Source organism: Streptomyces sp. NPDC058751 (assembly GCF_042746485.1).
Lineage (GTDB): Bacteria > Actinomycetota > Actinomycetes > Streptomycetales > Streptomycetaceae > Streptomyces.
The window spans coordinates 205,666-219,015 of record NZ_JBHYPZ010000006.1; the positions used below are offsets into that span (position 1 = coordinate 205,666).

The following is a 13,350-nucleotide window of genomic DNA, read 5'->3' on the forward strand; positions in this document are numbered from 1 at the left end:
CACTGAGACGATAACGAATCCACCCGCTTATCGTCAAGGGGACGAAATGAATGCGGTGCGGCTCGGGCGATCCACGGGTGAACACGCGTCCGGATGGTCAGGATGGAGGCATGGGATTCCACGTCGACTCCGAGGCCGGGCGGCTGCGCCGCGTCATCCTGCACCGGCCCGATCTCGAGCTCAAAAGGCTCACCCCCAGCAACAAGGACGCGCTCCTCTTCGACGACGTGCTGTGGGTGCGCCGGGCACGCGCCGAACACGACGGGTTCGCCGACGTGCTGCGCGACCGTGGGGTCACCGTCCACCTCTTCGGCGACCTGCTCGCCGAGACGCTGGCGGCGGGGGAGGCCAGGTCGCTCGTCCTGGACCGGGTCTTCGACGAGAAGGAGTACGGGCCGCTCGCCACCGACCACCTCCGGGCCGCCTTCGAGGCCATGCCCGCCCCGGAACTGGCGTCCGCGCTCGTCGGCGGCATGACCAAGCGCGAGTTCCTGGAGGCGCACGCGGAGCCCACCTCCGTGCGCTTCCACGTCATGGACCTCGACGACTTCCTCCTGCGCCCGCTGCCCAACCACCTCTTCACCCGCGACACCTCCGCCTGGATCTACGACGGGGTCTCCATCAACGCCATGCGCTGGCCGGCCCGGCAGCGCGAGACCGTGCACTTCGAGGCGATCTACCGGCACCACCCGCTGTTCCGCGGGGAGGGCTTCAACCTCTGGTCGGAGGGCCAGGCGGACTACCCGTCCACCATCGAGGGCGGTGACGTCCTCGTCATCGGCAACGGCGCGGTGCTCATCGGAATGAGCGAGCGGACGACGCCCCAGGCCGTCGAGATGCTCGCCCACAAGCTGTTCGCGGCCGGCTCGGCCCGCACCATCGTGGCGCTCGACATGCCCAAGCGGCGTGCGCTCATGCATCTCGACACCGTGATGACGATGGTCGACGGCGACATCTTCACGCAGTACGCCGGGCTCGGCATGCTCCGCTCGTACACCATCGAGCCGGGCGTCGGGGACAAGGAACTGAAGGTCACCGACCATCCCCCGGAGCACATGCACCGCGCCATCGCCGCGGCGCTCGGCCTGAACGAGATCCGGGTCCTGACCGCCACGCAGGACGTGCACGCGGCCGAGCGGGAGCAGTGGGACGACGGCTGCAACGTCCTCGCCGTCGAGCCGGGTGTCGTCATCGCCTACGAGCGCAACGCCACCACCAACACCCATCTGCGCAAGCAGGGCATAGAGGTGATCGAGATCCCGGGCAGCGAGCTGGGCAGGGGCCGGGGCGGCCCCCGCTGCATGAGCTGTCCCGTCGTGCGGGACCCCGTGTAGGGGCCCGTGCGGGCCGATGGGCGGGGCCGTCGCGCGGAGTCGAACGACCGGCCGCATATAAATGCTGGGCGTCGTATAGAATTCCAGGCGTCCGGTCCCGTCCTCGTCCCCGTCATCCCTGGAGCGCCCCCATGGCGACAGTCCCGACAGCCCTCGCCGGCCGTCACTTCCTCAAGGAGCTGGACTTCACGGAGGAGGAGTTCCTCGGCCTGGTCGAGCTGGCGGCCGGACTCAAGGCGGCCAAGAGGGCCGGGGCGGAGACCCGGTACCTCCAGGGCAGGAACATCGCGCTGATCTTCGAGAAGACCTCGACGCGCACCCGCTGCGCCTTCGAGGTCGCGGCCGCGGACCAGGGCGCCTCGACGACGTATCTGGACCCGGCCGGCTCGCAGATCGGCCACAAGGAGTCCGTGAGGGACACCGCCCGGGTGCTCGGCCGGATGTTCGACGCGATCGAGTACCGCGGCGACGGCCAGGCCACGGTGGAGGAGCTGGCCGCCCACGCCGGAGTGCCGGTCTACAACGGCCTCACCGACGAGTGGCACCCCACCCAGATGCTGGCCGACGTCCTCACGATGACCGAGCACTGCGCGAAGCCGATCGGCGAGACCGCCTTCGCCTATCTGGGCGACGCCCGTTTCAACATGGGCAACTCGTACGTGATCACCGGCGCGCTGCTCGGCATGGACGTGCGGATCGTGGCCCCGAAGGCCTACTGGCCGGCCGACGGGATCGTCGCGCGGGCCCGCGAGCTCGCCGTGAAGAGCGGTGGCTCCGTCACCCTCACCGAGGACGTGGCCGAGGGCGTCCGGGGCGCCGACTTCGTCGCCACCGACGTCTGGGTCTCCATGGGGGAGCCCAAGGAGGTGTGGGCCGAGCGCATCGGCGCCCTCGTCCCGTACGCCGTGACCATGGACGTGCTGCGTGCCACCGGGAACCCGGACGTCAGGTTCCTGCACTGCCTGCCGGCCTTCCACGACCTCGGCACCCGGGTCGGCCGCGAGCTGTACGAGGTGTACGGACTCGACTCGCTGGAGGTCACCGACGAGGTCTTCGAGTCGGAGCACTCCATCGTGTTCGACCAGGCCGAGAACCGGTTGCACACCATCAAGGCGATCATGGTCGCCACGCTGGCTTGAGCTCTGGGCTCTGGGCCCGGGACGCCTGAGTCCGGGGCCCTGGTTCCTGGATCGTCCCGCTACAGCGCCGGGCGCCGCTGGGCGGGGATCACGGGCAGCCTGAACCAGACCGCCTTGCCGGAGTCGGTGGGGCGGTGTCCGCAGGCCGAGCTGAGGGCGCGGAGCAGCAGCAGGCCGCGCCCGTGCTCCTGCCAGGGGTCCGGCTCGCCGGGCGGGTGCGGCAGCGTGAGGTCGAGGGGCGGCACGGGGTCCGGGTCGTGCACCTCGACCCGGCAGCCGGTCGGCATCAGCTCCACGACCAGCTCTATCGGTCCGTCGCCCGCGGTGTGCTCGACGGCGTTGGCGACCAGTTCGGCGGTGAGCAGCTCGGCGGTGTCGCTGTCGGCCGCGTGCTCCCGTTCCGAGAGTGCCCTGCGGACCAGGGCGCGGGCCACCGGCACGGCCGCGAAGGTGTGCGGCAGGGCGATGCGCCAGAAGGCGGGTACTGGGGTGTCGTGCAAGGCGGGTCCGTTCGTGGAGCAGGCTGTCCTGCATGCAACCTAAGGAATGGTACGGCGCCATCACGTGAACGTGCTCGGCGGACTTTCTCGGGACATCGGCCGATGTGTCCCCGGCCGAGGCGGGGCCTCTTCCCGGGACATTTGGTCCGATGACGGCTGTGTACCCGGACGAACGGTCCTCCTCCCCTGTCCGGACCGGCCGTTACACGGCTGACGAGAGCCCGTGACGTCGTGACGGACCGCGGCCCCCGCGCCGTCCTCCCGTTCACGACCTGAGGCCGCTGCCGCGCCGCGCGCGGCCCACCCTTCACGGCTCGTACCCGCGGCGCCACGTCACGTCACGATCCCGCGTCCGCCCGGCCGCCCCGGCGGGACGCGGAGCCGCCTCCCGCCCGGCGATCGTCCTATCGCGCACTCGTGACGACGGTCACGAATGAGTGATAACTTGGAGGGACAGCCGTACAGCGTCGCCCCCGCCCTAGGAGGCCGCCCGCCATGAGTCCCTTCACCGGCTCCGCCGGCCGCACCGCCGACTGGCGGCATCTGAGGTACGAGCTCACCGACGGCGTCGCCACGGTCACCCTGGCCCGCCCCGAGAAACTGAACGCCCTCACCTTCGGTGCCTACGCCGACCTGCGCGACCTGCTCGCCGAGCTGTCCCGCGAGCGGTCCGTGCGCGCCCTGGTGCTCGCCGGCGAGGGCCGCGGGTTCTGCTCCGGCGGCGACGTCGACGAGATCATCGGCGCGACCCTCTCCATGGACACCGCCCAGCTCCTCGACTTCAACCGCATGACCGGTCAGGTCGTCCGCGCCGTACGGGAATGCCCGTTCCCGGTCGTCGCCGCGGTGCACGGGGTGGCGGCCGGCGCCGGAGCCGTGCTGGCGCTCGCCGCGGACTTCCGGGTGGCCGACCCGAGCGCCCGCTTCGCCTTCCTGTTCACCCGGGTCGGGCTGTCCGGGGGCGACATGGGCGCGGCCTACCTGCTGCCCCGGGTGGTCGGGCTCGGCCACGCGACCCGGCTGCTGATGCTCGGCGAACCGGTGCGGGCGCCCGAGGCCGAACGCATCGGGCTGATCAGCCAGCTCACCGACGAGGGGCACGCCGACGAGGCCGCCCAGGCGCTGGCCCGCCGTCTCGCCGACGGCCCGGCCCTGGCGCACGCCCAGACCAAGGCACTGCTCACCGCCGAACTGGACATGCCGCTCGCGGCCGCCGTCGAACTGGACGCCGCGACCCAGGCCCTGCTCATGAACGGCGAGGACTACACCGAGTTCCACGCCGCCTTCACCGAGAAGCGGGCCCCGAAGTGGCGGGGGAGGTGAGTCCGGGATGAGCGGGAGGTCCGGCGCGAAGCGTGTCGCGGTGATCGGCGGAGGCCCCGGCGGACTCTACGCCGCGGCCCTCCTCAAACGCCTGGACCCGGACCGCGAGATCACCGTCTGGGAACGCAACGCGCCCGACGACACCTTCGGCTTCGGCGTCGTCCTGTCCGACGAGACCCTCGGCGGCATCGAGCACGCCGACCCGGTCGTGTACGCCGCGCTCCGGGCCGAGTTCGTCCGCTGGGACGACATCCACGTCGTGCGCCGCGGAGTGCGGCACACCTCCGGCGGCCACGGCTTCGCCGCGCTCGGACGGCACCGGCTCCTGGAGATCCTGCACGAACGCTGCCGCTCGCTCGGCGTCGACCTGCGCTTCACCACCGAGGCCCCGCCCGTGGACGAACTCATGGCGGCCTGCGACCTCGTCGTCGCCGCCGACGGCGTGCACAGCCTCACCCGCGCGGCCCACGCGGAGGTGTTCCGCCCCTCGGCGGAGGAACACCGCTGCCGCTACATCTGGCTCGCCGCCGACTTCGCCTTCGACGCCTTCCGCTTCGAGATCGCCGAGACCGAACACGGCGTGATGCAGCTGCACGGCTACCCGTACTCGGCCGACGCCTCCACCGTCATCGTCGAGATGCGCGAAGAGGTCTGGCGCGCCTCGGGGTTCGCGGACCTCGGCGAGGCGGAGTCCGTCGAACGGTGCGGCAAGATCTTCGCGGACGCGCTCGGCGGACGCCCGCTGCGCTCCGGCAACTCGACGTGGACGCGCTTCCGCACGATCGTCAACGAACGCTGGTCGCACGGCAATCTGGTCCTGCTCGGCGACGCCGCGCACACCGCGCACTTCTCCATCGGCTCCGGGACCAAGCTCGCCGTCGAGGACGCGCTCGCGCTGGCCGCCTGTCTGGAGGAACAGCCCTCGACGGCCGAGGCGTTGGCGGCCTACGAGGAGGAACGGCGCCCGGTCGTCGCCTCCACCCAGCGGGCCGCCCGTGCCAGCCTCGAATGGTTCGAGGACCTCGGCCGCCATCTCGGCCAGCCCGCCCGGCAGTTCGCGTTCAACCTGCTCACCCGCAGCCGCCGGGTCACGCACGACAACCTGCGGCTGCGCGATCCCCGCTTCGTGGCCGCGGTCGAGCGCGAGTTCCGCTGCCCGCCCGGCACCCCGCCGATGTTCACCCCGCTGCGGCTGCGCGGACTGACCCTGCGCAACCGGGTCGTCGTCTCCCCGATGGACATGTACTCGGCCGTGGACGGGGTCCCCGGCGACTTCCACCTCGTCCACCTGGGCGCGCGGGCCCTGGGCGGTGCGGGACTGGTGATGACCGAGATGGTGTGCGTCAGCGCGGAGGGGCGCATCACCCCCGGATGCGCGGGCCTCTACACCGGCCGGCAGGCCGATTCCTGGCGGCGGATCGTGGACTTCACACACCGTCAGGCGCCGGGCACCGCGATCGGCCTCCAGCTCGGCCACGCCGGCCGCAAGGGCTCGACACGGCTGATGTGGGAGGGCATCGACGAACCCCTGCCGGACGGCAACTGGCCGCTCGTGGCCGCCTCCCCGATCCCGTACAAGCCGGGCAGTCAGACACCCCGCGAGCTCTCGCGCGCCCAGCTCACCGATCTGCGCGAGCAGTTCACCGCGGCCGCCTGCCGTGGTGCCCGCTGCGGCTTCGACCTCCTCGAACTGCACTGCGCCCACGGCTACCTGCTCTCCGGCTTCCTCTCCCCGCTGACCAACCGGCGCACCGACGCGTACGGCGGATCGCTGGAGAAGCGGCTGCGCTTCCCGCTGGAGGTGTTCGACGCGATGCGGGCGGCGTGGCCCGCCGAACGCCCGATGACCGTGCGCATCTCCGCCACCGACTGGGCCGACGGCGGCACCACCGGGGACGACGCGGTCGCGATCGCCCGGGCCTTCGCCGCGCACGGCGCCGACGCCGTGGACGTGTCGACCGGCCAGGTGGTGGCGGACGAACACCCCGAGTACGGCCGCTCGTACCAGACGCCGTACGCGGACCGGATCCGCCACGAGACCGGGATCCCGGTGATCGCCGTCGGCGCGATCTCGTCCTGGGACGACGTCAACTCCCTGATCCTGGCCGGGCGGACCGACCTGTGCGCGCTCGCCAGGCCGCACCTGTACGACCCGAACTGGACGCTGCACGCGGCGGCCGAGCAGGGCTACGAAGGGCCGGGCGCCGTCTGGCCGGCGCCCTACCGCGCGGGCAGCCGCCCTCCCCGGACCGGCCGCACCGACGCCCCCAGACCCCGGCTCACCCTGGGTACCCGGTAGCGTCCGGGTGCCCCGGCCACGGAGGCACCCCGGCGAACTCCGCGCCCGCGTCCCGCAGTCGCTCGTGCAGCGCCCGGAAGACGGCGGCCGAGCGGGCGCCGGGCCAGTCGCCGGGGAGCAGGGCCGCGGGCAGTCCCGGGTCGGTGTAGGGGAGATGGCGCCAGGAGTCGAGGGCGAGCAGATAGTCGCGGTACGCCTCGTCGGGCGGGGTGTCCGTCCGCTCCTCCCACGTGTGCAGCACCCGGGCGTGCCGGCCGAGGAACGCCTCGTGCTCCTTGGCGATCGCGGTCAGGTCCCACCAGCGCGCCACCGCGTCCGCCGTCCCGGCGAACCCCAGGTGCTCGCCCCGGAACAGCTCCACGTACCCGTCGAGCCGCAGCCGTTCCAGGGTGTGCCGGGTCTCCTCGTACAGCCGTGCCGGGGCGATCCACACACCGGGGGCGGCCGTGCCGAAACCGAGGCCCGCCAGCCGCGAGCGCAGGACGTGCCGCTTCTGCCGCTCCGACTCGGGCACGGAGAACACGGCGAGCACCCAGCCGCCGTCCTCGGGGGGCGCCGTCGCGTACACCCTGCGGTCGCCGTCCTCCAGCAACTGCCGCGCGTCGGGCGACAACGCGTACCCGGCCGCGCCCGCCGCGGTGCGTGCCGGCTCCAGCAGTCCGCGGCGCTTGAGCCGGGACACCGACGAACGCACCGAGGGCGCGTCCACGCCGACCGCGGCGAGGAGCCGGATCAGCTCGGCCACCGGCACCGGGCCGGGCGTGAAGCGGCCGTAGGCGCCGTAGAAAGTGACGATGAGGGACCGGGGGGCGTGGTGCTCTGACACGTTGATCACTCTAGTGCGCGAAGATCACTTGGAATCGCCGTCGGCGGCCGGGCCGCCCTCGGCCGAGGAGGCCGGCTCCCGCGGGACAGCCGCCGGCGGGGTGACGGTACCACCGGCGGAACGGTCCTCCTCCCGCAGTCTGAACCGCTGGAGCTTGCCCGTGGCGGTCCGCGGCAGCGCGTCCAGGAAGACGATCTCGCGGGGGCACTTGTACGGCGCCAGCTCGGACTTGAGGAAGGCGCGCAGCGCCTCGGCGTCCCGGCGGCCGCCCTCCCTGAGCACGGTGTAGGCCACCACGACCTGCCCGCGCGCCTCGTCGGGCCGCCCGACGACGGCCGTCTCCAGGACGTCCGGGTGCCGCAGCAGCGCCTCCTCGACCTCGGGGCCCGCGATGTTGTACCCCGCCGAGATGATCATGTCGTCGGCGCGGGCCACGTAGCGGAAGTAGCCGTCGGGGTCGCGCACGTAGGTGTCGCCGGTGATGTTCCAGCCGTCGCGCACGTACTCCCGCTGCCGGGGATCGGCGAGGTACCGGCAGCCGACCGGACCGCGCACGGCGAGCAGGCCCGGTTCGCCGTCCGGCACCGGCGTCCCCCCGTCGTCGACCACCCGCGCCTGCCAGCCCGGCACGGGCACGCCCGTCGCGCCCGGGCGGATGTCGTCGTCGGCGGCGGAGATGAAGATGTGCAGCAGCTCGGTGGCGCCGATGCCGTTGATGATGCCGAGCCCGGTGCGCGCCCGCCAGTCCCGCCAGGTCGCCGCGGGAAGGTTCTCGCCGGCCGACACGCAGCGCCGCAGCGACCCGATGTCGTGCCCGTCCGGCCCCGCCGGTTCCGCCAGCATCGCCCGGTAGGCGGTCGGCGCGGTGAACAGAACGGAGACCCGGTGCTCGGCGATCGCGGGCAACAGCTGTGTGGGGCCCGCCTGTTCGAGCAGCAGGGAGCAGGCACCGGCGCGCAGCGGGAAGACCACGAGACCGCCGAGCCCGAACGTGAAACCCAGGGGAGGGCTGCCCGCGAAGACGTCGTCCTCGCGCGGCCGCAGCACGTGCTTCGAGAACGTGTCCGCGATCGCCAGCACGTCGCGGTGGAAGTGCATGCAGCCCTTGGGCCTGCCGGTGGTGCCCGAGGTGAACGCGATCAGCGCCACGTCGTCGGCGGCCGTGTCCGCCGCGTCGAAGGGCTCGCCGGGGGCGCCGGTGATCCGCAGCAGCAGGTCGTCGGGCGCGTCACCGCCGTACGTCGTGACCCGCAGCCCCGGCACCTCCGCCTTGGCCAGGTCGTCGACCGAGCGGACGTCGCACAGGGCGTGGCTCACCCGCGCGATCGAGCACATCGTGCCCAGTTCGTGCGGCCGCTGCTGCGCGAGCACCGTGACGGCGACCGCGCCCGCCTTCAGCACCGCCAGCCAGCAGGCCGCCAGCCACGGTGTGGTCGGACCGCGCAGCAGCACCCGGTTGCCCGGCACGACGCCCAGCTCGCCGGTCAGCACGTGGGCGATCCGGTCGACACGGGCGCGGAGCTGTCCGTACGTCCACGGCGCGCCGGACGGCGTGCGGAACGCCGGGCGCCCGGGGGCGGTGTCCGCGAGGAGCTCGGCGGCACAGTTGAGCCGGTCGGGATAGCGCAGCTCGGGCAGGTCGAAGCGGAGTCCGGGCCACTGCCCGGGGGGCGGGAGGTGGTCGCGCGCGAAGGTGTCGACGTGGGCCGAGCGTGCCGGCCCCGGTGTGCCTGCGGGATCCAGGGGATCCACAAGGTCCATGGCGTCTCGCCCCCTTGCCTTGGTGGGCTGCCTCGGTGGGCGTCGTGGTGGGCTCGCACAAGGAGCGTATCGTGTTGGTGACGACAGTCAACGGTTCGCGATAGCGTGAGTGGCGTCCGATGGGGAGAGAGGACGGGCAATGACCGCATTCTCGCTCGAACCGGGGCAGACCGCCTGGTGTGCCGAGCTGCGCGCGCTGGCCGACGGACATCTGCGTCCCCTGGCCGACAAGGGTGAGCCGGGCCATGTCAACCGGCCGCTCGTCGCCGAACTCGGCCGGCTCGGCCTCCTCTCCCGCCTCTTCGCCTCCGGCGCCCTCGACCTCTGCCTCATGCGCGAGTCGCTGGCCCAGGTCTGTACCGAGGCGGAGACGGCGCTGGCCCTCCAGGGACTCGGCGCCCACCCCGTCCACGCCCACGGCACCGAGGCCCAGCGCGGACACTGGCTGCCCCGGGTCACGGACGGCACGGCCGTGGCGGCCTTCGCGCTGAGCGAGCCCGGCGCGGGCTCGGACGCCGCCGCGCTGGCGCTGCGGGCGGACGGGGACGGCACCGGCGGCTGGCGGCTCACCGGCGAGAAGTGCTGGATCTCCAACGCCCCCGGGGCCGACCTCTACACCGTCTTCGCGCGCACCGGTCCCGGCGCCGGAGCCCGCGGAGTCACCGCCTTCCTCGTCCCCGCCGACCGCCCCGGCCTCACCGGCACCCCGCTCGACATGCTCTCCCCTCACCCCATCGGCACCCTCGCCTTCGACGCCGTACCCGTCAGGGCGGACGACGTCCTCGGCGAACCCGGCCACGGGTTCCGGGTCGCCATGGGCACCCTCAACCTCTTCCGGCCGAGCGTGGGCGCCTTCGCCGTCGGCATGGCGCAGGCCGCGCTCGACGCCACCCTCGCGCACACGGCACGGCGCGAGGCGTTCGGCGGCCCGCTGAAGGACCTGCAGACCGTGGCCCACCAGGTCGCCGAGATGGCGCTGCGCACCGAGGCGGCCCGGCTGATGGTGTACGCGGCGGCGGCGGCCCACGACGCGGGGGCGGCGGACGTGCCCCGGCGGTCGGCGATGGCGAAGCTCCTCGCGACCGAGACCGCCCAGTACGTCGTCGACGCGGCCGTCCAACTGCACGGAGCCCGCGCCCTGCGCCGGGGCCACCTCCTCGAACACCTCTACCGCGAGGTGCGCGCGCCGCGCATCTACGAGGGGGCCAGCGAGGTCCAACGGGCCATCATCGCCAAGGAGTTGTACCGCGTATGACCGTCGAGCGCGTCAACCCGGCCGGGCTCTCCCCGGCGACCGGGTTCTCCCACGCCGTCGTCGCCACCGGCTCCCGCGTCGTCTTCCTGGCCGGACAGACCGCGCTGGACGTGGACGGAAAGGTGGTGGGGGAGACCCTGCCGCAGCAGTTCGAGCGAGCGCTGGCCAATCTGCTGGCCGCGCTGCGGGCGGCGGGCGGCACTCCGGCCGACCTCGCCCGGGTCACGGTCTACGCCGTGGACGTCGCCGACTACCGCGCCCACGCCGCCGAACTGGGCGGCATCTGGCGCCGGTCGGCGGGCCGCGACTACCCCGCGATGGCCGTCGTGGGCGCCGTGCGCCTGTGGGACGAACAGGCGCTGGTCGAACTCGACGGCTTCGCCGTGCTGGCGTAGGTCACGCGGGGCGGGCGGAGTCCGGGGACCGAGGGTCGGGGAGGGTTCAGGCCACCACGGCCAGCAGGCCGGCGAACACCCGGTGCGGAGCGACCACGCTGCCGTCGGGGAGCAGTTCGCCGCTGTCGTCGAAGACGATCGCGCCGTTGCACAGGAGGTTCCAGCCCTGCTCGGGGTGGGCCGAGACGATGTGCGGGCCGGCGGCGTCCGCGGACGGGCACGAAGACCGGTGTGAACACATGGTGCACCTCCACGTGGGATGCGAAGAGTGTCGGCGGCGCTGTCGTCGCCTTCGCATGCATAGAAGATGCCCGCGCGGCGAACCGATCGGAACACCCGCCGGGGAAGCGTGACAACACGAGGACAACTCTCGGACGTCCCCGGGACGGAGGGCGTCGGTTCCGGGGCGGAGGGTGCCGGTGCCCCGGGAGGGAACGTGCCGACTTCCCGGGACGGAGGGTGCCGATGCCTCCGGGGACGGGCGGTGCCGACTCCGGGGACGGGCGGTGCCGAGTCCCGGGAAACGGGTGGTGACGACTCCCCGGAGGGAAGGTGCGTGCCGGCTCCCCGGGGACGGAAGGCGCCGGCCCGCCCCCGGCAGTCGTACCGACTCGCCACCGAAGGGGTGATGATCACCGGCCTCGGGCCCTGTACCGGTACCTGTTGAGCACCCTTGCAGGTCCCGTTCCAGGAGGTATCCCATGTCGTTCCGCCAGGCCGCCGGCGCGGCCGCCAGCGTGGCCGCCGGTGCCGCGCTGCTCCTGCTCCTCGCTCCCTCCGCCGTCGCCCTGTCCGCCCCGTCCGACGAGGTGACCGTCGACCCCACCGTCAAGGTCGCCGCCGACGGCACCATCACCCTTTCCGGCACCTACCGCTGCACGGGAGCCGCCGGGCCCGTGTTCGTGGCCTCCACGGTGACCCAGGGCGATCCCTGGGTCAGCCGCCCCGTCGGCGGCTCCTCGGCGGTCTGCGACGGCGCGGAGCACCGCTGGAGCAATTCGGAGAGGAACGCACCCCACGTCCTCGTCCCGGGACCGGCGCAGGTCGAGGCCACGGTGTTCGACCTCAGCGCCACCGGCCTTCCCCTGCCCACGATCCACGCCACCCGGAAGCAGGACATCACCGTCGTGCGGGGCTGAACGGGCGTCCACCGACGCCCGGGACGGGCCCGTGCGGTACCCGGGCCCGTCCCGCACACGTGGCAGTGGCCCGGGCGTTCGTCACGATGGCGGTACGCGGCGTGCCAACCCGCGGCCCCAGGCCTGGCTCGGAGCTTCGATGCAACGGTAGGTCAGCAGGCACAGGGGCAGCAGCACGGTGAAGAACGCCACTTCGAGCGCGGGACTGTCCTGCTGGCGCCGGCCGACCGTACGGTCGATGACCGCCAGCAGCACCGGATGCACCAGATAGACCGAGTAGCTGATCGTTCCCAGCCCGGTCAGGACGCGCGGCAGGCACCGGCCGCGCAATGCCAGTCCAGCGCCGAAGGTAAGCACGGCCAGCAGGAACGCGACAATCCAACCGCGCCTCGTGAAGTGGTCACCATCGCCCCACCCGTACGCACTTCCCACGGCACAGGCGGCCACGACGACGGCGGTGCCGGCCGCGAAGCGCCAGGTGCACTGACCGTTCTCGGCACGGTGGACGGTGGTGCCGAGGAACATCACGGCGAGGATCACCAGGCCCTCCCACAACGGGACGGTGCCGTTGAACGGGACCAGCGCGAGCGCCAGCACCCCGCCCAGCACACCCCCGGCCCCCCGGAGCACGACCGACCCGGTGCCGGCACAGCAGAGGGCGACCCCCATGGCGATCGAGGCGAACGTGATCACCGGGCCGGTGCCGAAGAAGCCGGACAGGGCGGAGGGCGGCAGCGCCACCCCTGCCGCCACGCTCCCGGCGGCGAGCACGGCCAGGATGCCCGCGACCACCGCGGACCGCCGGTGGAGGCGGACCGTGAAGAGAGCGACGACCAGCAGGTAGAAGGACATCTCGTAGGAGAGTGTCCACAGGACGAGCAGGAGACTGGGTGTCCCCAACAGCTCCTGGAGCATGGTGATGTGGGCGACAGCCACGGTGGTGGTGCTCTGAGGGCCAAAGTCACGTATTTCCGCGATGCCCAGGGTGTTGAGGGTCAGGAGCACGGTGACCACAGCCGCCCACAGGGGGTACACACGGAAGATCCGTCCGATCCAGAACGTCCGGACACAGCCCCGGCGCTCCAGCGAGCTGGGGATGATGTAGCCGCTCACCAGGAAGAACACCATGATGCCGTAGCGACTGGTGTTGAAGTACGGCATCAGCTCCCCTCGGAAGTCCGCCATGAAGGTGTACGACGAGTGGTCGAACACCACGAGGAGTGCGGCGATACCGCGCAACGCGTCCAGCCAGCCCAACCGCGACGCACCAGCCGCCGAGAAGGCAGTGAGTGATCGCGACGCGGCAGGCGACGACTGTTTCGGTGAAGCGGTGACGAGGGGTGGGGATTCCATGTGCGAGCAGGGTCCTCTTCGATCAG

At 72.5% G+C, this 13,350-nt stretch carries 12 protein-coding genes; 7 read left to right on the forward strand and 5 right to left on the reverse strand.

The features are described from left to right. Positions 1–110: 110 nt before the first annotated feature. Both ACFW6B_RS08790 and argF read left to right on the forward strand, forming a co-directional pair. Entirely contained in the window at positions 111–1,334 is a 1,224-nt protein-coding gene (locus ACFW6B_RS08790) for an arginine deiminase (RefSeq protein ID WP_386593500.1), read from the forward strand. 131 nt (positions 1,335–1,465) lie between these two features. Next, positions 1,466–2,473 carry an ornithine carbamoyltransferase gene (gene argF, locus ACFW6B_RS08795; protein WP_386593502.1) on the forward strand — a complete coding sequence of 336 codons (1,008 nt, stop codon included), beginning with the start codon at positions 1,466–1,468 and terminating at the stop codon, positions 2,471–2,473. Positions 2,474–2,532: 59 nt separating this feature from the next. Here argF and ACFW6B_RS08800 read toward each other — a convergent pair whose 3' ends face one another. Further along, positions 2,533–2,973, reverse strand: coding sequence for an ATP-binding protein (locus ACFW6B_RS08800; RefSeq protein ID WP_386593504.1), 441 nt, complete (start codon positions 2,971–2,973; stop codon positions 2,533–2,535). Positions 2,974–3,468: 495 nt separating this feature from the next. Here ACFW6B_RS08800 and ACFW6B_RS08805 point away from each other — a divergent pair, with 495 nt between their 5' ends. After that, on the forward strand, positions 3,469–4,296 hold the full coding sequence (locus ACFW6B_RS08805; protein WP_386593506.1) for an enoyl-CoA hydratase family protein: 828 nt from the start codon (positions 3,469–3,471) through the stop codon (positions 4,294–4,296). 7 nt (positions 4,297–4,303) lie between these two features. Then, positions 4,304–6,595 (forward strand): bifunctional salicylyl-CoA 5-hydroxylase/oxidoreductase, encoded by a 2,292-nt coding sequence (locus ACFW6B_RS08810; protein ID WP_386593508.1) that lies wholly within the window; start codon positions 4,304–4,306, stop codon positions 6,593–6,595. Here the strand turns inward: ACFW6B_RS08810 and ACFW6B_RS08815 are convergent. Both ACFW6B_RS08815 and ACFW6B_RS08820 read right to left on the reverse strand, forming a co-directional pair. Beyond that, the gene (locus ACFW6B_RS08815) at positions 6,576–7,430 is read right to left on the reverse strand and encodes a PaaX family transcriptional regulator C-terminal domain-containing protein (protein ID WP_386593510.1); all 855 of its coding nucleotides are present in this window, start codon (positions 7,428–7,430) and stop codon (positions 6,576–6,578) included. The genes ACFW6B_RS08810 and ACFW6B_RS08815 overlap by 20 nt on opposite strands. Before the next feature lie 15 nt (positions 7,431–7,445). Next, entirely contained in the window at positions 7,446–9,182 is a 1,737-nt protein-coding gene (locus ACFW6B_RS08820; protein WP_386593512.1) for an AMP-binding protein, read from the reverse strand. 139 nt (positions 9,183–9,321) lie between these two features. On the opposite strand from ACFW6B_RS08820, the gene ACFW6B_RS08825 reads away from it, so the two are divergent. Continuing rightward, positions 9,322–10,437 (forward strand): acyl-CoA dehydrogenase family protein, encoded by a 1,116-nt coding sequence (locus ACFW6B_RS08825; protein WP_386593514.1) that lies wholly within the window; start codon positions 9,322–9,324, stop codon positions 10,435–10,437. Continuing rightward, complete coding sequence (locus tag ACFW6B_RS08830) at positions 10,434–10,832, forward strand: RidA family protein (RefSeq protein WP_386593516.1); 399 nt, start codon at positions 10,434–10,436, stop codon at positions 10,830–10,832. Before ACFW6B_RS08825 ends, ACFW6B_RS08830 begins: the two co-directional genes overlap by 4 nt. 46 nt (positions 10,833–10,878) lie before the next feature. On the opposite strand, the gene ACFW6B_RS08835 is transcribed toward ACFW6B_RS08830, so the two are convergent. Then, positions 10,879–11,073: a DUF5999 family protein gene (locus tag ACFW6B_RS08835; RefSeq protein ID WP_386593518.1), complete on the reverse strand. Its 195-nt coding sequence runs from the start codon at positions 11,071–11,073 to the stop codon at positions 10,879–10,881. 460 nt (positions 11,074–11,533) lie between these two features. On the opposite strand from ACFW6B_RS08835, the gene ACFW6B_RS08840 reads away from it, so the two are divergent. After that, a complete protein-coding gene (locus tag ACFW6B_RS08840; RefSeq protein WP_386593520.1) occupies positions 11,534–11,971 on the forward strand; it encodes a DUF6299 family protein in 438 nt (145 codons plus the stop codon). Between the two features lie 81 nt (positions 11,972–12,052). On the opposite strand, the gene ACFW6B_RS08845 is transcribed toward ACFW6B_RS08840, so the two are convergent. Beyond that, positions 12,053–13,228 carry an acyltransferase family protein gene (locus ACFW6B_RS08845; RefSeq protein ID WP_386593522.1) on the reverse strand — a complete coding sequence of 392 codons (1,176 nt, stop codon included), beginning with the start codon at positions 13,226–13,228 and terminating at the stop codon, positions 12,053–12,055. Between the last annotated feature and the right edge of the window lie 122 nt (positions 13,229–13,350).